Source organism: Streptomyces poriferorum, from assembly GCF_019399235.1.
GTDB lineage: Bacteria > Actinomycetota > Actinomycetes > Streptomycetales > Streptomycetaceae > Streptomyces > Streptomyces poriferorum.
Genome location: NZ_JAELVH010000224.1, coordinates 1 through 18,342 on the forward strand (window position 1 = coordinate 1; position 18,342 = coordinate 18,342).

Sequence of the window (18,342 nt, forward strand, 5' to 3'; positions counted from 1 at the left end):
GCTCCTCGCCCTGGTGGCGGGCGGCATCGGTGGCGGCATCGGCGCCTACATAGAGCGCAACGGCGGCTTCACCGCGGTCGAACTGCCCCAGGACGAAAGGAACGGCGGCGGTCGAGCCCCCGACAGCGTCGCGGGCATAGCGGCGAGCGCCCTGCCCAGCGTGGTCACCCTGCACGTCAGCGGCACCACCGAATCGGGCACCGGCACCGGCTTCGTCCTGGACGACCGGGGCCACATCCTGACCAACAACCACGTGGTCGCTCCGGCCGGTTCCTCCGGCGACATCACCGTGACGTTCAGCGGCGGCGAGACGGCGAACGCCGAGATCGTCGGCACGGACAGCGGCTACGACCTGGCCGTGGTCAAGGTAAGCGGGGTCTCGGGCCTCAAGCCCCTGCCCCTGGGGAACTCCGACAATGTGCAGGTCGGGGACCCGGTGGTGGCCATCGGCGCACCCTTCGACCTGTCCAACACCGTCACGTCCGGCATCATCAGCGCCAAGGACCGGCCCATCACCGCAGGCGGTGAGAAGGGTGACGGCAGCGACATCAGCTACGTCGACGCCCTCCAGACCGACGCCCCGATCAACCCGGGCAACTCCGGTGGCACCGCTGGTGGACACCGACGCGCATGTGATCGGGATCAACAGCGCCATCCGCGCCGCCGACAGCGGTTCGACGACGGAGGGCGGCCAGGCCGGTTCCATCGGGCTCGGCTTCGCCATCCCGATCAACCAGGGCAAGCGCGTCGCCGAGGAGCTCATCAACACCGGGAAGGCCACCCACCCGGTGATCGGTGTGAGCCTCGACATGAAGTACACGGGCGACGGTGCCAAGGTCGGGGCCGAGGGCGCCGGCGGCAAGTCCTCCGTCACCGAGGGCGGCCCCGGAGCGAAGGCGGGCATCCGGCCGGGTGACGTCATCACCGAAGTGGACGGCAGGCAGGTGCACAGCGGCGAGGAGCTGATAGTGAAGATCCGCTCGCACCGGCCGGGCGACCGGCTGGAGCTCACGCTGACCCGCGGTGGTAAAGACCTGTCCATGACTTTGACGCTCGGCTCGGCAACCGGCACGTGACGGCCACGAGAAGCTACCGCCCGGACAGTTTCGCCGGGTACCGTGGGCCGAGTCCGGACCCCCATCCGACCTGGTCGCGGAGAACACGAGGAGCCGCAAGGTGTTCAATGACATAGGCCCACTGGAGCTGGTTGCGCTCGCCATCATCGGCGTACTCGTCTTCGGCCCGGACAAGCTCCCCAAGGTCATCCAGGACGCCTCGCGTTTCATCCGCAAGATCCGGGAGTTCTCGGAGAGCGCCAAGGAAGACATCCGTACGGAGCTCGGCCCGGAGTTCAAGGACTTCGAGTTCGAGGACCTGAACCCGAAGACGTTCGTCCGTAAGCAGCTCATGGACGGCAACGACGACCTCGGGCTGAAGGAGATCCGGGAGAGCTTCGACCTGCGCAAGGAGGTCGCCGAGGTCACCGACGCGGTGAACGGGCGCGAGACCGCCCCTGCCGTGGAGGCGAAGACCGGCGTGTCGGGCGCTGCCGCGGTCACCGCAGCCAACGGCTCGGCGGGCGCTCCCGACCTGCTCAAGAAGCGCGAGCAGCCCACGAAGACCGACCACCCGCCGTTCGACGCAGACGCCACCTGACCCACGTCAATCCCGACTCGTCCGGACGGTATGGCTATTCTCCATCTGTCCGGTTGTGAGTACGCCCGCGGGGGGCGGGCCGCTCCGGACCTTGACGATCGAGGAGGCGGCCGGGCAGATGGAGACAACGAGTCGGGTGGGCGCGGATGGTGCGCCGGACACAGCCACGGCGGAGGGGGTGCCGGCGGCCCGGCTCACGGTCGACGGCTATCTGCAGGCGCCGTTCCCCTGGTACGGACTGGACGAGGCCTTCACCGGGCGCCGCTGGCTGATGCAGGTGGGCACCGCGGCGGACGGCACGGTGCAGCACGGCTCGACCGGTCACGGTGACGAGCCTTCGGTACGGGGCGGCGACTCCGGTGCGGACAAGCAGCGGTTCGCGGTCGTCGTGACCGTGGCCAGCAGCCCGGTGCGCCGCAGCGGCGACGGCACGGGGGTCCTGGACGCGACGACCGTCTCCTCGGCGGCCTGGCTGGCGGGCTCCGGCCTGCTCGCCTACACCTGGCCCCCGCAGATGGACCACACCCTGCGCGACGACTGGCTGGACCAGCAGACGGAGACGGCGTTCGAGCTCGCCGACGATCTGGACGGCCCCGCGTGGTCGGTGCTGTCGCTGCCGGTCGACGGTGTGCCGGTCCCCTTCCACTACCGCGAGTCCGAGTTCGGCTGGGTGCTGGCGGGGTCGGCGCAGGGCGTGCACATCGGGGCCTACGGCCGGGGGATGAGCGCGTACGGGCTGGGGTTCTCGGTCGTCGAGGACATCGCGACGTACGCGTAGATCTCAAGCCTCGCCGGCGTCCGAGGCGCGAGGGGACGGGGCGGCGCCCCGAGACCGGGGCTCCGCCCCGGACCTCGCGCCTCACACGCCGGCGAGGCCGATCTCTCAGAACTTGTTGCGCGGGGTGATGCCCAGCGACATGCCGGACAGGCCGCGCTGACGGCCGCCCAGCTTGTCCGCGATGGAGCGCAGGGCCTTGCCGGCCGGGGAGTCGGGGTCGGAGAGCACGACGGGCTTGCCCTCGTCGCCGCCCTCGCGCAGCCGTACGTCGATCGGGATGGAGCCGAGCACCGGCACCTCCGCGCCGACCGTCTTGGTCAGGCCCTCGGCCACCCGTGCACCACCGCCCGAGCCGAACACGTCGACCATCTCGTCGCAGTGCGGGCACGGCATGCCCGACATGTTCTCGACGACGCCGACGATCTTCTGGTGCGTCTGCACGGCGATCGAGCCGGCCCGCTCGGCCACCTCGGCGGCGGCCTGCTGCGGGGTCGTCACGACCAGGATCTCCGCGTTCGGCACCAGCTGGGCGACGGAGATCGCGATGTCACCCGTGCCCGGCGGCAGGTCGAGCAGCAGGACGTCCAGGTCGCCCCAGTACACGTCGGCGAGGAACTGCTGGAGCGCGCGGTGCAGCATGGGGCCGCGCCACACCACCGGGGCGTTGCCCGGGGTGAACATGCCGATGGAGATGACCTTCACGCCGTGTGCCGAGGGCGGCATGATCATGTTCTCGACCTGGGTCGGCTTGCCGTCCGCACCGAGCATCCGGGGCACGCTGTGCCCGTAGATGTCCGCGTCCACGACGCCGACCTTGAGCCCGTCGGCCGCCATCGCCGCCGCGAGGTTCACCGTCACCGAGGACTTGCCGACGCCGCCCTTGCCGGAGGCGACCGCGTACACCCGGGTCAGCGAGCCGGGCTTGGCGAACGGCACCTCGCGCTCCGCCGTGCCGCCGCGCAGCGAGGTCGCGAGCTCCTTGCGCTGCTCGTCACTCATGACGTCGAGCGTGACCTCGACCCGCGACACCCCCTCGACGCGGGCGACCGCGTCCGTCACGTTCTTGGTGATCGTCTCGCGCATCGGACAGCCGGAGACGGTGAGATACACCGTGACAGCGACCACACCGTCAGGATCGATCTCGACCGATTTCACCATGCCGAGTTCGGTGATCGGGCGGTGGATCTCCGGGTCGTTCACTGTCGCCAGTGCCTCAAGCACCGCGTCTTCCGTAGCCATACCGACGATGTTACGGCGCTTGCAGCTACGCGCGGGTAGCCCCGTCAGCGGTCTTCGTCACTCTCGGCCGGGTACAGGGCGCGTCGGTCGTCCAGGTCCTTCGCCAGGTCCTCCAGTTCGGACCGGATCCAGTCGCGCGTGGCGACCTCGCCCAGGCCCATCCGCAGTGCGGCGATCTCCCTGGTCAGGTACTCGGTGTCGGCGATGGAGCGCTCGTTCTGCTTGCGGTCCTGCTCGTGGGTGACCCGGTCGCGGTCGTCCTGCCGGTTCTGCGCGAGCAGGATCAGCGGGGCCGCGTACGAGGCCTGGAGCGAGAGCATCAGGGTCAGGAAGATGAACGGGTACTCGTCGAACCGGAGGTTCCCGGGCGCGAAGATGTTCCACACCACCCACAGGATGATGATCAGCGTCATCCAGACGATGAACCGTCCGGTGCCCAGGAAGCGTGCGATGCGCTCCGAGAAGCGGCCGAAGGCCTCGGGGTCGTACTCCGGCAGCAGGCGCCTGCGCGGGGCCTTGGGCTGGTCCAGCCGAGTCCTGTGGGTGCGGGTCAGCGCCGTCGAGCCGTTCGACGCCCTGGAGCGGTCCTCACCGGTCACCGGGCACCCCCTCGCGGCCGTGGAAGTCGGTCTCCCGCCAGTCGTCGGGCAGCAGGTGGTCCAGGACGTCGTCGACCGTCACCGCGCCCAGCAGTGAGCCGCTCTCGTCCACCACGGGCACCGAGACCATGTTGTAAGCCGCCAGATAGCTCGTCACCACCGACAGCGGGGTGTGCGGGGGCAGCGCCACCAGGTCGCTGTCGACGAGCGAGCTGACCAGGGTGAACGGCGGGTCGCGCAGCAGCCGCTGGAAGTGCACCGTGCCCAGGTACTTGCCCGTCGGCGTCTCGTCGGGCGACCGGCACACGTACACCTGGGCGGCGAGCGCCGGGGAGAGGTCGGACTGGCGTACCCGGGCGAGCGCGTCGGCCACCGTGGCGTCCGGTCGCAGGATGATCGGCTCGGTGGTCATCAGACCGCCGGCGGTCCGCTCCTCGTACGACATCAGGCGCCGCACATCGGCCGCGTCGTCCGGACGCATCAGAGTCAGCAGCCGCTCCTTGTCCGCCTCGGGCAGCTCGGAGAGCAGGTCCGCCGCGTCATCGGGGTCCATGGCCTCCAGGACGTCCGCGGCGCGCTCCTCCTTCAGCTTCCCGATGATCTCCACCTGGTCGTCCTCGGGGAGCTCCTCCAGGACGTCGGCGAGCCGGTCGTCGTCCAGGGCGGCGGCGACCTCGGCCCTGCGCTTCGGGGACAGGTGGTGCAGGGCGTTGGCCACATCGGTGGGGCGCAGCTTCTCGAACGTGGCGACGAGCGACTCCGCGCCCTGCCCGTGCTCCTCCAGCGAGAAGCCGCTGACCGCCGACCACTCGACGGTCAGGGTCTCGCCCTTGCGGCGCAGCGCCCCGCCCCGGCCCTTGCGGACGAAGTACTTGTCGATCTCCCAGTCGCGGCGGGCGGGCAGCTGCTGGATGGCCACGTCCAGGATGGTGACCTCCTCGCCCGTCTCCACCAGACTGACCCGCCGGTCGAGGAACTCACCGAGCACCAGACGTTCGGTGGGCCGCTGTTCGAAGCGCCGCATGTTGACCACACCGGTGGTGATGACCTGTCCCGACTCGATGCCCGTCACCCGGGTCATCGGAAGGAAGATCCGGCGCCGGCTCACCACCTCGACGACGATGCCGAGCAGCCGGGGCGGCCGGCCGCCGACCCGGAGCATCGCGACCAGGTCGCGGACCCGGCCCACCTGGTCGCCGTTGGGGTCGAAGACGGGTACGCCGGACAGATGCGAGACGAAGACGCGGGGCGTGCCTGGGGCCATGCGTGCGCCTCCTTATCCGCCGACGCTCTTACGCATCCGGTCTGTTCCGACAGTTCTTGCACCCTTATGACTTGATCAGGCTAGCCCGTACCACTCCGCGGCGCCCCGGCGAACCGTCCGTACGGCTCTCTGCCGGAAGACGTAGGCGGCACGGGTACGCTGCCGTCTGCCACCCCCCGCCATGCAGATGAGAGGCAGTGCGCCTGTGACCTCTTCCGTCCCGCCCGTCCGGGCCCGCCGCCGGACCGCCACCCTCGCCCTCGTGCTCTGCGCCGGGCTGACCGCGGCTCTGACCGCGTGCGCGGGTGAGGATCCGGACAAGGGGACCAACGGCATCGGCAAGCTGACCGGGCCGGAGATCGAGAAGAAGGCCCGGACGGCGGCGGACTCCGCGGACGCGGTCCGGCTGGCCGGCACGCTGGTGAGCAAGGGCGGCACGTACAAGATCGACATGAAGCTCAAGGACAAGGGCGGTGTGGGCTCCGTCACCTCGAAGAACAGCACCTTCGAGCTGCTGCGGATCGGCGACGAGCTCTATCTCAAGGCCGGTGCCGGCTTCTGGAACCACGACGACGACAAGAAGCCGGGCGCCGGGCATACGGGCGACGCGGGGGGCACCGCCGCCGACAAGCTGGACGACAAGTACGTGAAGGTCCCCGAGGGCGACCCCACGTACAAACAGCTGCGCGGCTTCACGGACAAGAAGGTGCTGCTCGACGGGCTGCTCACGCTGCACGGCAAGGTGGGCAAGGGCGACCGTGACAAGGCCGGCGGGGTGCGCACCATCCGGATCCTGGGCGGTGCGGGCGAGGGCGGCGCTCTGGACGTGTCCCTGGAGGGCACCCCGTATCCGCTGAGCTTCGCCCGCGGCGGCGGTGGCGGCGTCGTCAAGCTCGCCGACTGGGGCAGGGACTTCGCGCTGGTGGCCCCGGCCGAGGACGAGACGGTCGACTACGGGCAGCAGCTGCCGAAGTCCTCCTCCTCGTAGCTACGACCTGCGCAGGGACTTCTTCAGCAGCCGCGGCAGGCCGGCCGGTACCGGCAGCCGGGTGGTCGCGGTGGTGGGCAGCGGGGCGGCCGCCCCCGAGGTGTCGGGCAGTTCCGTACGGGAGTCGAGCGGCGTCAGCGTGACGATCCGGCACTCGCGCGCCCAGCGCTCGGGCATCTGCTCGGCATCCGGCGCGTTGAGCCGCTTGCCCTTGAGTTCGGCGACCGCCGCCTCCCACTCCTCGGAGTGGGGGGCGAGCTGCGCCACCGAGGCCGACCAGGCGACGAGCCGGCCGCCCTTGTCCTTGCTGCGTACGGTCACCTCCGCGGTGGCACCGTCGGTGAGCCCGGCCGGGAGCGGCTGCTCGCCGGGGCCGTCCCCGACGAGATGCGCCGCACCCTCGTGCCACACATGCCACAACGCCCGCGCGGGGCCGGTGCCGCGTACCCAGATGAGGCCCGACTTCTTGGTGGCCTCCTCGACGAGGGCGGGTCCGAGCAGCGCGTCAGCAGCAGTCATGGGGCAGAGCTTAGACCGACCGGCTGGAGGCGGTCAGAGCCAGCCGTTGCGCTTGAGCATGCGGTGGATGGAGAAGCAGACCACGCCGATGAAGCCCATCACCATCGGGTAGCCGTACGTCCAGCGGAGTTCCGGCATGTGCTCGAAGTTCATGCCGTAGACGCCGCAGATCATCGTCGGCACGGCGACGATGGCCGCCCAGGACGTGATCTTGCGCATGTCCTCGTTCTGCGCGACGGTCGCCTGTGCCAGGTTGGCCTGGAGGATCGAGTTCAGCAGTTCGTCGAAGCCGATGACCTCCTCCTGCACCCGGACCAGGTGGTCGGCCACGTCCCGGAAGTACTTCTGGATGTCCGGGTCGATCAGCCGCATCGGCCGCTCGCTGAGCAGCTGCATCGGGCGCAGCAGCGGGGAGACGGCCCGCTTGAACTCCAGCACCTCGCGCTTGAGCTGGTAGATCCGGCCGGCGTCCGAACCGCGCGGACTGCCCTTGTCCGGGGTCGAGAAGACCTCGATCTCCACCTCGTCGATGTCGTCCTGCACCGCGGCCGCCACCGCGATGTACCCGTCGACGACATGGTCGGCGATGGAGTGCAGGACCGCGGACGGGCCCTTGGCGAGCAGTTCGGGGTCGTCCTGCAGCCGGTGGCGCAGCGCGCGCAGCGAGCCGTGGCCGCCGTGCCGCACGGTGATGACGAAGTCCCGGCCGGTGAAGCACATCACCTCGCCCGTCTCGACGACCTCGCTGGTCGCGGTCAGCTCGGCGTGCTCGACGTAGTGGATCGTCTTGAAGACGGTGAACAGGGTGTCGTCGTACCGTTCCAGCTTCGGCCTCTGGTGGGCGTGGACGGCGTCCTCCACCGCGAGCGGGTGCAGCCCGAACTCCCGGGCGATCCCCGCGAACTCCTCCTCGGTCGGCTCATGGAGGCCGATCCAGGCGAAGCCGCCCTTCTCCCGGACGCGCAGCATCGCCTCGTGCGGCGTACGGCAGGTGCCGTCCTCCTCGGCGATGCGGCGGCCGTCGCGGTAGACCGCGCAGTCGACGACCGCGCTGGAGGCGGACGGGTCGCGCGTGGTGTCGTAACCGCTGTGCAGGTTGTTGGTCTTGCGCAGGGACGGGCGCACCACAGCGCGCAGGTCACGGATCATCGACATGACTGGCTCCTTCACGGAGGGGCCGTCTGCGCAGGCGTGGAACAGCCCGGAATGGGGACGTGGGCTCACGTCCGCAAAGCGGGCGGCACCGCGGAGGCACGACGACGGCGTTCGCTACAGACAGGCAAAAAGGGAGTGCTCTTCCGTCGTGCGAAATGCCAGGGGCCTTGACCGAGAAGGCGTCAGATCACAGAAGAAAGGTGTCGAGCGGAAGAGCGGTTGGTACTGCACGGTCGACTTGGATCCACCGCAGCCCCACCTCCTCCGGTCGGTCCCCCGTGGGGGATGACGTTTCGTCGGGACTTGAGAGCGACGCTTCTGCGTGCTGTCCCGACCGGCACCCCAGGCTAGCAGCCGGTACAGGGTCAATCCCTTACTTTGCCCGTTCCATACGCGTCCTATGCTCGCGGCATGGCAGAAATTCTTGCTCTGGTCGAGGCACGTCTGCGGACGGCCTTGGGTGAACCGGACGCACGCGCGGCAGTGACGTTTCTCGGGACGGACCGGATCGAGGTCCTCAGGTTCATCGACGGCGACGTGGTGAGGTACGCCACCCTCGGCATGTCCGCCCAGCCGATGGCCGATCCGACGGCCACGCTCGCCGACCCGGTCAAGGGCCCCCGTGCCGAACTGGTCCTCTCGGTGCGGGTCGGTCTCGCCGACACCGACCAGGTGCTGCGCAAGCTCGCGGTGCTGGCGGCCTCGCCGCAGGTCGAGGGGGTCGTCGTGGCGCCGGGCGCCTCCCTGGACGTGGGTGAACCGCTCTGGCCCGGGGCGCCGTTCGGCTCGGTGCTGGTCGCCGAGTCCGGGGGGCTGGTCGAGGATCTGGAACTGGACGAGCCGATGGAGCCCGTACGGTTCCTGCCGCTGTTGCCGATGACGCACAACGAGGCGGCCTGGAAGCGGGTTCGCGGGGCGCAGGAACTCCAGGAGCGGTGGCTGTCGCAGGGGACGGATCTGCGTGATCCGCTGCGTGGATCGGTCGCCCTGGACTGAGCCGACGCAACAGCGGGGCCCCGCCGCGCGGCCGGGGCCGTGGGCGGGGCGGTGGGTGGTGCGAGCGGTCAGCCGGCGAAGACCGTGACGCCGTCCTCGGTGGCGTGCTTCGGCTCCAGTTCCTCCGCCTCGTGCGTCAGTGCCGAACGCCGGACCCCGACGACGACCGCACCGATGACCGCGGCGACGGCGGCGACCACGAACGGGATGTGGATGTTGCTCCACTCCTCGATCTTCGGGGCCAGGTAGGGCGCGGCGGCGGCCGCGAACCAGCGGACGAAGTTGTAGCCCGCGCTGGCCACCGGGCGCGGCGCGTCGGAGACCCCGAGCGCCAGCTCGGTGTAGACGGTGTTGTTCATGCCGATGAAGGCACCGGAGACGATGGTGCAGACGATCGCCGTCGTGTGGTTGCCGTATCCGAGGATCACCAGGTCCGCGGCGAGCAGCACCAGTGAGGCGCCGACCACCTTGAGCGAGCCGAAGCGCTTCTGCAGCCGCGGCGCGACGAGTACCGAGAAGACCGCCAGCAGCAGGCCCCATGCGAAGAAGACGGCGCCGGACTTGTACGGCGTCATGTTCAGCACGAACGGCGTGAACGCGAGGATCGTGAAGAACGCGTAGTTGTAGAAGAACGCCGAGGTCGCGACGGAGGCGAGCCCGCGGTGGCTGAGTGCCTTGAGCGGGTCGAGCAGCGAGGTCTTGCGGGCCGGCCTGGGCTGCTCCTTCAGGAACGCCGTGATGCAGACGAAGCCGATCGCCATCAGCGCGGCCGTGCCGAAGAACGGGTAGCGCCAGCTGGCGTCACCGAGCAGCGCCCCGAGCAGCGGTCCGCAGGCCATGCCGAGGCCGAGCGCCGATTCGTAGAGCAGGATCGCCGCCGAGCTGCCGCCCGCGGCGGCGCCCACGATCACGGCGAGTGCCGTCGAGACGAAGAGCGCGTTGCCCAGGCTCCAGCCGGCCCGGAAGCCGACGAGCTCGGCGACGGAGGACGAGGTGCCGGAGAGCGCGGCGAAGACCACGACGAGCGTGAGGCCGGCCAGCAGGGTCTTGCGTCCCCCGATACGGCTGGAGACGAAGCCGGTGACGAGCATCGCCACGGCCGTGATCAGGAAGTACGAGGTGAACAGCAGGGACACCTGGCTCGGCGTCGCCTCCAGGCCCTTCGCGATGGACGGGAGAATCGGGTCCACCAGGCCGATTCCCATGAACGCGACGACGGAAGCGCCCGCTGTGGCCCAGACGGCCTTCGGCTGGCGCAGGATGCTCGCCGTTCCCTGTTCGAACGGATCCTCTCCCTGCATGGGACTACTCGCTCTCCACTAGATCGGTGTGTTGTGCACAGAATAAGTTAGAGCGCCTAATAAATGCAAGCTACATCTAAATATGCTGGTCGGAGCCACGCTTCGGAAGGGTGATCGTCCTTGACGCGGGGGCGGCCGGGGAGGACCGTTGGGCGCTATGAGGGGCGAACCCAGTTGCCCGAAGTGCGGAGGCCGGGTCAAGGCGCCCGGTTTCTTCGACGAGACCTGGCAGTGCGACATGCACGGCAGCGTGCACCCGATGCAGCCGGTCATCCCGCCCAGCGTCGAAGCACTCGGGGTGGTGGTCCACCGCGCGCAGGTGCCGGTGTGGATGCCCTGGCCGCTCCCGGTCGGCTGGCTGTTCACCGGTGTCGCGGCCGCAGGCGACGACCGCAGCGGCGGCCGGGCCACCGCTGTCGCCTGCTCCGGACCGGGGCCGCTCGGCGGGGTCGGCGAGCTGCTGCTGGTCGCCGAGGAGCTCGGTGTCGGACTCGGGGCGCGGTACGCGGGGATCGACGGGCCGGACCCGGGCCCGCTGCTGAGGGTCGACGCACCGCCGGACGTCAAGGTGCTCGCCGCCGGCCGCCCCAGCCCGCTCTGGCACGTGAAGGACGCCCCTGCCGACCGGGCGGTCTTCGCCGGAGAGGCGCGCGGGCTCTGGCTGTGGGCCATCGTCTGGCCCGAGCAGTCGGGGCTCCTCATGTACGACGAACTGGTGCTGACCGACCTGCGCGACGCCGGGGGAGAGGTCGACCTGGTGCCCTGCGGTGCCCTCACGCCCCGCCTGCTGACGGGACCCTGAGCGGCTGCCGGGCGGGCGGGACGGGCCGGTGCGCCGGTTATCCTTGAGCGTCCCCCACCCGGCCGCGAGCACAGGAGTACGAGTCGTGCGCATCGACCTGCACACCCACTCCACCGCGTCGGACGGTACGGACACCTCGTCGGTCGTCGCCCTCACCGACCACGACACCGTCCGCGGTCACGCCGCGGCGAAGGCCGCGCTTCCCGAGGGACTCACCCTGGTCACCGGCGCCGAGCTCTCCTGCCGCCTCGACGGCGTGGGGCTGCACATGCTGGCGTACCTCTTCGATCCCGACGAGCCCGAGCTGGCGCGCGAGCGCGAGCTGGTGCGCGACGACCGGGTGCCGCGCGCGCGGACCATGGTGCGCAAGCTCCGTGAGCTGGGCGTCCCGGTCGAGTGGGAACAGGTCGCAAGGATCGCGGGCGACGGCTCGGTCGGCCGGCCGCACATCGCCACCGCGCTGGTCGAACTCGGCGTCGTCGAGACCGTCTCCGACGCCTTCACGCCCGAGTGGCTCGCCGACGGCGGGCGCGCGTACGCCGAGAAGCACGAACTCGACCCCTTCGACGCGATCCGGCTGGTCAAGGCCGCCGGCGGCGTCACCGTCTTCGCCCACCCGGCCGCCGTCAAACGCGGCGATGTGGTCCCCGAGTCGTCGATGGCGAAGCTCGCCGCCGCGGGGCTCGACGGCATCGAGGTCCGACCACATCGACCCGGAGATCTACGGCGAGATCACCCGGCGCGCCACGGGAGCCTTCCCGGTACCGGGCGCCGGCGGACCCGCCGCCCCGTAACGGCCCACGCGCCACCCCTTCACGTACACCCCCGCGCCGCAGCGCGCCCGTGTGACGCCCGCTCGTCCCCGCCCCACGTCACGGCAGCCGGTCCGGCAGGCCGCGGGGTGCCTCTCCCCACGCATGTCCGCTCTCTCCTCGCAAGGCTCACTGTGTTCGACGTCGCTGTCTTCGGATCCCTTTTTCTCACCCTTTTTGTGATTATGGATCCGCCCGGGATCACCCCGATCTTCCTCGCCCTCACCGCGGGCCGCCCCGCCCGGATGCAGCGCAGGATGGCGCTCCAGGCCGTCGCCGTCGCCTTCGGTGTCATCGCCGTCTTCGGGCTGCTCGGCCAGCAGATCCTGGACTACCTGCACGTCTCCGTTCCCGCGCTGATGATCGCGGGCGGACTGCTCCTGCTGCTGATCGCGCTCGACCTGCTGACCGGCAAGACCGACGAGCCGACGCAGACCAAGGACGTCAACGTGGCGCTCGTGCCCCTCGGCATGCCGCTGCTCGCCGGTCCCGGAGCGATCGTCTCCGTGATTCTCGCGGTGCAGCACGCCGACACCGTCGGCAGCCAGATCTCGGTCTGGACGGCGATCATCGTCATGCACGTCGTGCTCTGGCTGACCATGCGCTACTCGCTGCTGATCATCAGGGTCATCAAGGACGGCGGCGTCGTGCTGGTCACCAGGCTCGCCGGGATGATGCTGTCCGCCATCGCCGTCCAGCAGATCATCAACGGAGTCACCCAGGTCATCCAGAACGCCTGACCGGCCCCGGACACCACAGCGCCCCCGCACGGAACATCCGTGCGGGGGCGCTTCGTCTTTGTACGTCGGCGTCTTTATTACGTCGGCAAGGCGTTACGAAGCCGAGGAATCGGCCGGGCGGATATAGATGCGCTGGCCGACTGCTGCGGCCTGCTGCACGATCCGGTTGACGGAGGCGGCGTCCACGACGGTGCTGTCCACGGCGGTACCGTCGACATCGTCGAGTCGCATGATCTCGAAGCGCATACGGCTTCCCTTCGTCTGATCCTCCTGCTGGAGAACTACTGGGAGGACGGGTGGCCCGTCCGCAAGGATGTGGAGCGCACAGGCATCTCTGTCCCGCGCCCCACGGTGTGTACAACGGCTTGTCCCCTGCAATCATTCCCTACGCTAAGGAAATTTTTTGGATGTCTAAGTACCAGCAGGTAACCGAGCATGCGCGGACGACGGTTTCCGCGACGAGGTCCGCATGAACGAGGCAGAGACCGCCGATCGTCTGGACCGCACCAACGAACTGCTCCTGCGGGTGCTCGCCGAGGTGTCGAAGACCCCGTCGACCCACGCGATCTTCGTGGACGCGGGCTACGTGTACGCCGCGGCCGGGCTGCTCGTCACCGGCACCGAGGACCGGCGCTCCTTCGACCTCGACGCCGAAGGGCTGATCGAGGCGTTCATCGACAAGGCCCGCACCATCTTCGCGGACAGCAGACTGCTGCGCGTGTACTGGTACGACGGGGCCAGGCGCCGGATCCACACCGTCGAGCAGCAGTCCATCGCCGAACTCCCCGACGTCAAGGTCAGGCTGGGCAACCTCAACGCCAACAACCAGCAGAAGGGCGTCGACTCACTCATCCGCACCGACCTCGAATCCCTCGCCCGGCACCGCGCCATCAGCGATGCCGCCCTGGTCGGCGGCGACGAGGACCTGGTGTCGGCCGTCGAGGCGGCGCAGGGGTACGGGGCCCGGGTCCACCTGTGGGGCATCGAGGCCGGGGAAGGGCGCAACCAGGCCGAACCGCTGCTCTGGGAGGTCGACAGCCAGCGCACCTTCGACCTCGACTTCTGCCGCCCGTACGTGACCAGACGCCCCGTCACCACCTACGAGGACGACAGCCCGGCACCCTCGCGCGAGGACGTCCGCTTCGTCGGAGCGCAGATCGCCGCCACCTGGCTCTCCGCCCGCGGCCGCGAGTCCCTGGCCGACCTGCTGCCCGGGCACCCGTATCTGCCGGGCTCCGTCGACCAGGATCTGCTGGTCGAGGCCGAGCGGCTGCTCCAGCACTCACTGCGCGGCCACGCCCATCTGCGACGGGCGCTGCGTGACGGCTTCTGGCAGCACCTTCAGGCGCAGTACTGACGCCGGCCGCCCGCGTGTGCCCCCGTGTCCCCGCCGTCGCTCACAGGCTGTCCCAGAAGGAGACGAGCGCGGCCGCCGTCGGCGCCGGCCGGTCCGTGTTGGGGGAGTGCTCGGCGCCCTCGATCCGGGTCCGGCGCGCCCCGAGGCGTACCGCCATCGAGTCGAGCAGCGGCACCGGCCAGACGTCGTCGCGCTCGCCGGAGATCACATGGACCGGCAGTCCCGTGGCGGCGAGCTCGGCCACCCGGTCCGGTTCGGTGGCCAGCTGCCGGCCGGTGGCGATCAGCTGTGCGGGGCGGTGGCGCAGCCAGCGCTGCCGCATGTCCTCGCCGTCCGTCTCCGCCTCGGCCGGCGGGTCGAGGGCGCGCATGGCCGCCCAGACGTCGTCCATGCTCATCGTGGCGAGCGCGTCACCGAGGATCTTCAGCTTGACCTGCTGGGCCTCGATGACCTCGGCGGGCCCGGAGGACATCAGGGTGAGCGAACGGAACGGCGCGGGGTCCAGCAGCACCGCAGCGCGCGCGATCTGCCCGCCGAGTGAGTGGCCGAGCAGGTCGACCGCTCCGTCGCCGAGGCCGAGCGCGGCCGTCTGCGCGAGCACGTCCTGGGCCAACTCGCCCTGTTCGTAGGTCTCCTGACGGTCCGTCCCGTCCGTCTCGTACTGGCCGCGCCCGTCGACCGTGACAGCGCGGTATCCGGCGTCGGCGAGCGGTTGCAGCAGCGCGATGAAGTCCTCCTTGCTGCCGGTGAACCCGGGCAGGAGGAGGACGGTGCCCCGCGGTCGCGTACGCGGCACCGCGTCCAGGACGGCGAAGTCCCCGCGCCCGGTGTGCAGGGTGCGGGGGCGGGCGCAGGGCGGCGGGATGAAGGTGGGTGGCCTGCTCATGGCACGAGGTTACGGCCGCCGGCAGGGTCCGTCATGCCGTGGAACGCCGGACGGGCCCGAGGAAACCCTCGGGCCCGTCCGGGCGGTCGTTCGGAGCTGCTCAGCCCTCGGACTTGGCGGCAGCCGTCCGGGGGGCCCGGCGACGGCGCGGCTTGGCCTCGCCCTCGGCGGCCGGTGCCTGAGCCACGGCCTCCGTCTTCGGCTTCGCGGCCGCACGGGGGCGACGGCGCGCCCTGGAGTCCGACTCGGGCTCGGCGATCGGCGCGATCTGGAAGTCGACCTCGTCCTCGGCGGGCTTGATCACCCGGGCGCGGCGACGCGGCTTGGTCACCGTCGCGGCGACGGGCGCGGGCTCGGCCACGGGGGCGGTCTGGAAGTCGGCCTCCTCCGCGGGCTTGGCGACCCGGGCGCGGCGGCGACGCGGCTTGGACTCGGCCACCACCTCGGCCTCCGGTGCGGCGTCGACCACGACCTCGGCCTTGGCGGCCCTGCTCCTCGTCCGCTTCTTCGGCTCGGGAGCGGCCTCGGGCTCGGTGTCGATGACCACGGCCGGAGCCTGGGCCACCGCGACCGCTGCCTCGGCGACGACGTCAGCGGCGGCGATGTCCGCGGCACCGACACGGCTGCGACGGCGACGGCGCGGGGTGCGCGGCTCGGACGGGCCGTCCGTGGCCTCGGGGGCCTCGGCGATCTCCGTGGCGGGTGCGGGCACCGTCACGGCGCCCTCCTCCGCACTCGAACCGCCGCGGGTGCGACGACGCTGACGCGGCGTACGCGCGGGTCGCTCCTCGCGGACCGCGGGGGCCGACGCGGCGGGGGACTTGCGGCCGCGGCCGCCCGTCTCGCCGAGGTCCTCGATCTCCTCGGCCCGCAGACCCGCACGGGTCCGCTCGGTACGCGGCAGGACACCCTTGGTGCCGGCCGGGATGTCGAGCTCCTCGTACAGGTGCGGCGACGTGGAGTACGTCTCCGGCGGGTCCGGGAACTTCAGGTCCAGGGCCTTGTTGATCAGCTGCCAGCGCGGGATGTCGTCCCAGTCGACCAGCGTGATCGCGATGCCCTTGGCACCCGCGCGGCCGGTCCGGCCGATCCGGTGCAGATAGGTCTTCTCGTCCTCGGGCGACTGGTAGTTGATGACGTGGGTGACACCCTCGACATCGATACCGCGGGCCGCGACGTCGGTGCAGACGAGCACGTCGACCTTGCCGTTGCGGAAGGCGCGCAGCGCCTGCTCGCGGGCGCCCTGGCCGAGGTCGCCGTGGACGGCGCCGGAGGCGAAACCGCGCTTCTCCAGCTGCTCGGCGATGTCGGCCGCGGTGCGCTTGGTGCGGCAGAAGATCATCGCGAGTCCGCGGCCGTTGGCCTGCAGGATGCGCGAGACCATCTCGGGCTTGTCCATGTTGTGCGCGCGGTAGACGTACTGCGCGGTGTTCTTGACCGTCGTGCCCTCGTCGTCGGGCGACGTGGCGTTGATGTGGGTCGGCTGCGACATGTACCGGCGCGCGAGGCTGATGACCGCGCCCGGCATGGTCGCCGAGAACAGCATCGTCTGGCGCTTCGCCGGCAGCATCGTGATGATGCGCTCGACGTCGGGCAGGAAGCCCAGGTCGAGCATCTCGTCGGCCTCGTCGAGGACGAGGGCGCGGACGTGCGACAGGTCCAGCTTGCGCTGGCCGGCCAGGTCGAGCAGGCGGCCCGGGGTGCCGACGATCACGTCGACGCCCTTCTTGAGCGCCTCGACCTGGGGCTCGTACGCCCGGCCGCCGTAGATGGCGAGCACGCGGACGTTACGCACCTTGCCGGCGGTCTGCAGGTCGTTGGTGACCTGCTGGCACAGCTCGCGGGTGGGGACGACGATCAGCGCCTGGGGGGCGTCGGTCAGCTTCTCGGGCTGGGCCCGGCCCGCCTCGACGTCCGCGAGGACGGTGACGCGCTCCAGCAGCGGAAGGCCGAAACCGAGCGTCTTGCCGGTGCCGGTCTTGGCCTGCCCGATGACATCGGAGCCGGAGAGCGCTACGGGGAGCGTCATCTCCTGGATGGGGAAGGGGGACGTGATGCCGACGGCCTCAAGGGCTTCGGCCGTCTCGGAAAGGATCCCGAGGTCTCGGAACGTAGTCAGGGTGCTGCCTCTTCTGTGAAACGCGGTCCGAGGCGAACGAAGGGGGTCGTACCGTGCCGGGGTTGCTCATCCGGCCGTGGATGGGCCGGGTGGCGCGGGACCACTGCCGTCGCTCGAGCGCTCGTGCCGCTGAGGGGGCCCCTCATCTGCTGTCGTACGTGTCGTACGCACCGCGTGGAGGGCTGTCGGGTCGGAGCCGATCGGGCCTCCGACCGGGCATCCTCATTCAATTTCGCGCAACGAGCAGTTGCAAAATGCTCAGTAAGCGCAATACCACTGTACCCCGGATTCGCGCATCTGTGTTGGGCGAATTCATCGGAACGGTGTGACGTCAGTCGGCGGCCGGACCCTTCCACCCCCCGGCGGGCGGGCTATTCTGCGGTTCATGGAGACGCCTGACAACGCCACTGAAGCCCCCGCATCCACCAGAATCGCCGACCAGGACTGGGCCACCGCGTCCGCCGAACCGCAGTACCGGGCCGCCGTTGTCGACCTGCTGGGAGCACTCGCCTACGGGGAACTGGCGGCCTTCGAGCGGCTCGCCGAGGACGCGAAGCTCGCACCGACGCTGGCCGACAAGGCGGAGCTGGCGAAGATGGCGTCCGCGGAATTCCACCACTTCGAGCGGCTCACGGACCGGCTGACCGCGATCGAGGTGGAGCCGACCGGCGCCATGGAGCCGTTCGCCAAGGCCCTCGACGACTTCCACCGCCAGACCGCGCCGTCGGACTGGCTGGAGGGCCTGGTCAAGGCCTATGTCGGCGACTCGATCGCCAGTGACTTCTACCGCGAGGTCGCGGCCCGGCTCGACTCGGACACCCGCTCCCTCGTCCTCGCCGTGCTCGACGACACGGGGCACGGCAACTTCGCGGTCGAGAAGGTGCGCGCCGCGATCGAGGCGGACCCGAGGCTCGGCGGCCGGCTCGCGCTGTGGGCGCGCCGGCTGATGGGCGAGGCGCTCTCACAGGCGCAGCGGGTGGTGGCCGACCGCGACGCGCTGTCGACCATGCTGGTGGGCGGGGTGGCCGACGGATTCGACCTGGCCGAGGTCGGCCGGATGTTCTCCCGGATTACCGAGGCGCACACCAAGCGGATGGCCGCCCTGGGGCTGGCCGCCTGAAGCCTTTCGTC

General features: G+C 70.4%; 17 protein-coding genes and 2 pseudogenes. 10 read left to right on the forward strand and 9 right to left on the reverse strand.

Translation table 11 applies throughout. From position 1 onward, the window contains the following. From JGS39_RS29555 to JGS39_RS29565, 3 genes and pseudogenes are all read left to right on the forward strand, one after another. Positions 1-1,076 (forward strand): annotated as a pseudogene (locus JGS39_RS29555) (S1C family serine protease); the annotation flags it as partial. A 100-nt stretch (positions 1,077-1,176) separates the two neighbouring features. Continuing rightward, complete coding sequence (locus tag JGS39_RS29560) at positions 1,177-1,656, forward strand: sec-independent translocase (RefSeq protein WP_219572765.1); 480 nt, start codon at positions 1,177-1,179, stop codon at positions 1,654-1,656. 118 nt (positions 1,657-1,774) lie between these two features. Continuing rightward, complete coding sequence (locus JGS39_RS29565; protein WP_219572766.1) at positions 1,775-2,434, forward strand: hypothetical protein; 660 nt, start codon at positions 1,775-1,777, stop codon at positions 2,432-2,434. Between the two features lie 105 nt (positions 2,435-2,539). Here JGS39_RS29565 and JGS39_RS29570 read toward each other — a convergent pair whose 3' ends face one another. Genes JGS39_RS29570 through JGS39_RS29580 form a run of 3 tightly spaced genes read right to left on the reverse strand, consistent with a single transcriptional unit; the run spans position 2,540 to position 5,536 of the window. Continuing rightward, complete coding sequence (locus JGS39_RS29570; RefSeq protein WP_219572767.1) at positions 2,540-3,673, reverse strand: Mrp/NBP35 family ATP-binding protein; 1,134 nt, start codon at positions 3,671-3,673, stop codon at positions 2,540-2,542. Between the two features lie 44 nt (positions 3,674-3,717). Further along, positions 3,718-4,272: a DUF1003 domain-containing protein gene (locus JGS39_RS29575; RefSeq protein WP_219572768.1), complete on the reverse strand. Its 555-nt coding sequence runs from the start codon at positions 4,270-4,272 to the stop codon at positions 3,718-3,720. Continuing rightward, entirely contained in the window at positions 4,262-5,536 is a 1,275-nt protein-coding gene (locus JGS39_RS29580) for a magnesium transporter MgtE N-terminal domain-containing protein (protein WP_219572769.1), read from the reverse strand. Before JGS39_RS29580 ends, JGS39_RS29575 begins: the two co-directional genes overlap by 11 nt. Before the next feature lie 205 nt (positions 5,537-5,741). Between JGS39_RS29580 and JGS39_RS29585 the strand changes: the two genes are divergently transcribed. Further along, complete coding sequence (locus JGS39_RS29585) at positions 5,742-6,524, forward strand: hypothetical protein (RefSeq protein ID WP_219572770.1); 783 nt, start codon at positions 5,742-5,744, stop codon at positions 6,522-6,524. Here the strand turns inward: JGS39_RS29585 and JGS39_RS29590 are convergent, their stop codons facing one another. Together JGS39_RS29590 and JGS39_RS29595 are read right to left on the reverse strand one after the other, a co-directional pair. Next, complete coding sequence (locus JGS39_RS29590; protein ID WP_219572771.1) at positions 6,525-7,043, reverse strand: hypothetical protein; 519 nt, start codon at positions 7,041-7,043, stop codon at positions 6,525-6,527. A 33-nt stretch (positions 7,044-7,076) separates the two neighbouring features. Further along, positions 7,077-8,198 (reverse strand): magnesium and cobalt transport protein CorA, encoded by a 1,122-nt coding sequence (locus JGS39_RS29595; RefSeq protein WP_219572772.1) that lies wholly within the window; start codon positions 8,196-8,198, stop codon positions 7,077-7,079. A gap of 411 nt (positions 8,199-8,609) precedes the next feature. Here JGS39_RS29595 and JGS39_RS29600 point away from each other — a divergent pair, with 411 nt between their 5' ends. Further along, entirely contained in the window at positions 8,610-9,194 is a 585-nt protein-coding gene (locus JGS39_RS29600) for a suppressor of fused domain protein (protein WP_219572773.1), read from the forward strand. Between the two features lie 68 nt (positions 9,195-9,262). Here the strand turns inward: JGS39_RS29600 and JGS39_RS29605 are convergent, their stop codons facing one another. Further along, positions 9,263-10,495: an MFS transporter gene (locus tag JGS39_RS29605; protein WP_219572774.1), complete on the reverse strand. Its 1,233-nt coding sequence runs from the start codon at positions 10,493-10,495 to the stop codon at positions 9,263-9,265. 157 nt (positions 10,496-10,652) lie between these two features. Here JGS39_RS29605 and JGS39_RS29610 point away from each other — a divergent pair, with 157 nt between their 5' ends. The 3 genes and pseudogenes from JGS39_RS29610 to JGS39_RS29620 all read left to right on the forward strand — a co-directional run bounded on the left by JGS39_RS29610 (position 10,653) and on the right by JGS39_RS29620 (position 12,849). After that, positions 10,653-11,297, forward strand: coding sequence for a DUF6758 family protein (locus JGS39_RS29610; protein ID WP_219572775.1), 645 nt, complete (start codon positions 10,653-10,655; stop codon positions 11,295-11,297). An 85-nt stretch (positions 11,298-11,382) separates the two neighbouring features. Further along, positions 11,383-12,091 (forward strand): annotated as a pseudogene (locus tag JGS39_RS29615) (PHP domain-containing protein). 152 nt (positions 12,092-12,243) lie between these two features. Continuing rightward, positions 12,244-12,849, forward strand: a complete 606-nt coding sequence (locus JGS39_RS29620; RefSeq protein ID WP_219572776.1) for a MarC family protein — start codon at positions 12,244-12,246, stop codon at positions 12,847-12,849. A gap of 93 nt (positions 12,850-12,942) precedes the next feature. Here the strand turns inward: JGS39_RS29620 and JGS39_RS29625 are convergent, their stop codons facing one another. Beyond that, the gene (locus JGS39_RS29625; protein WP_219572777.1) at positions 12,943-13,095 is read right to left on the reverse strand and encodes a DUF8834 family protein; all 153 of its coding nucleotides are present in this window, start codon (positions 13,093-13,095) and stop codon (positions 12,943-12,945) included. 223 nt (positions 13,096-13,318) lie between these two features. On the opposite strand from JGS39_RS29625, the gene JGS39_RS29630 reads away from it, so the two are divergent. Then, positions 13,319-14,206, forward strand: a complete 888-nt coding sequence (locus JGS39_RS29630; protein ID WP_219572778.1) for an NYN domain-containing protein — start codon at positions 13,319-13,321, stop codon at positions 14,204-14,206. A 40-nt stretch (positions 14,207-14,246) separates the two neighbouring features. Here the strand turns inward: JGS39_RS29630 and JGS39_RS29635 are convergent, their stop codons facing one another. Together JGS39_RS29635 and JGS39_RS29640 are read right to left on the reverse strand one after the other, a co-directional pair. Then, entirely contained in the window at positions 14,247-15,092 is an 846-nt protein-coding gene (locus tag JGS39_RS29635; RefSeq protein WP_219572779.1) for an alpha/beta fold hydrolase, read from the reverse strand. 100 nt (positions 15,093-15,192) lie between these two features. Beyond that, entirely contained in the window at positions 15,193-17,121 is a 1,929-nt protein-coding gene (locus JGS39_RS29640; protein WP_219572780.1) for a DEAD/DEAH box helicase, read from the reverse strand. 475 nt (positions 17,122-17,596) lie between these two features. Here JGS39_RS29640 and JGS39_RS29645 point away from each other — a divergent pair, with 475 nt between their 5' ends. Next, entirely contained in the window at positions 17,597-18,331 is a 735-nt protein-coding gene (locus JGS39_RS29645) for a ferritin-like fold-containing protein (protein WP_219572781.1), read from the forward strand. Positions 18,332-18,342: the final 11 nt, after the last annotated feature.

Bases quoted from the DNA above. Each gene is read 5' to 3' on its own strand.
- JGS39_RS29630 (WP_219572778.1), top strand. From the start codon at position 13,319: ATGAACGAGGCAGAGACCGCCGATCGTCTGGACCGCACCAACGAACTG.
- JGS39_RS29640 (WP_219572780.1), bottom strand. From the start codon at position 17,121: ATGACGCTCCCCGTAGCGCTCTCCGGCTCCGATGTCATCGGGCAGGCC.
- JGS39_RS29565 (WP_219572766.1), top strand. From the start codon at position 1,775: ATGGAGACAACGAGTCGGGTGGGCGCGGATGGTGCGCCGGACACAGCC.
- JGS39_RS29570 (WP_219572767.1), bottom strand. From the start codon at position 3,673: ATGGCTACGGAAGACGCGGTGCTTGAGGCACTGGCGACAGTGAACGAC.
- JGS39_RS29590 (WP_219572771.1), bottom strand. From the start codon at position 7,043: ATGACTGCTGCTGACGCGCTGCTCGGACCCGCCCTCGTCGAGGAGGCC.
- JGS39_RS29580 (WP_219572769.1), bottom strand. From the start codon at position 5,536: ATGGCCCCAGGCACGCCCCGCGTCTTCGTCTCGCATCTGTCCGGCGTA.
- JGS39_RS29600 (WP_219572773.1), top strand. From the start codon at position 8,610: ATGGCAGAAATTCTTGCTCTGGTCGAGGCACGTCTGCGGACGGCCTTG.
- JGS39_RS29605 (WP_219572774.1), bottom strand. From the start codon at position 10,495: ATGCAGGGAGAGGATCCGTTCGAACAGGGAACGGCGAGCATCCTGCGC.
- JGS39_RS29645 (WP_219572781.1), top strand. From the start codon at position 17,597: ATGGAGACGCCTGACAACGCCACTGAAGCCCCCGCATCCACCAGAATC.
- JGS39_RS29635 (WP_219572779.1), bottom strand. From the start codon at position 15,092: ATGAGCAGGCCACCCACCTTCATCCCGCCGCCCTGCGCCCGCCCCCGC.
- JGS39_RS29610 (WP_219572775.1), top strand. From the start codon at position 10,653: ATGAGGGGCGAACCCAGTTGCCCGAAGTGCGGAGGCCGGGTCAAGGCG.
- JGS39_RS29625 (WP_219572777.1), bottom strand. From the start codon at position 13,095: ATGCGCTTCGAGATCATGCGACTCGACGATGTCGACGGTACCGCCGTG.
- JGS39_RS29595 (WP_219572772.1), bottom strand. From the start codon at position 8,198: ATGTCGATGATCCGTGACCTGCGCGCTGTGGTGCGCCCGTCCCTGCGC.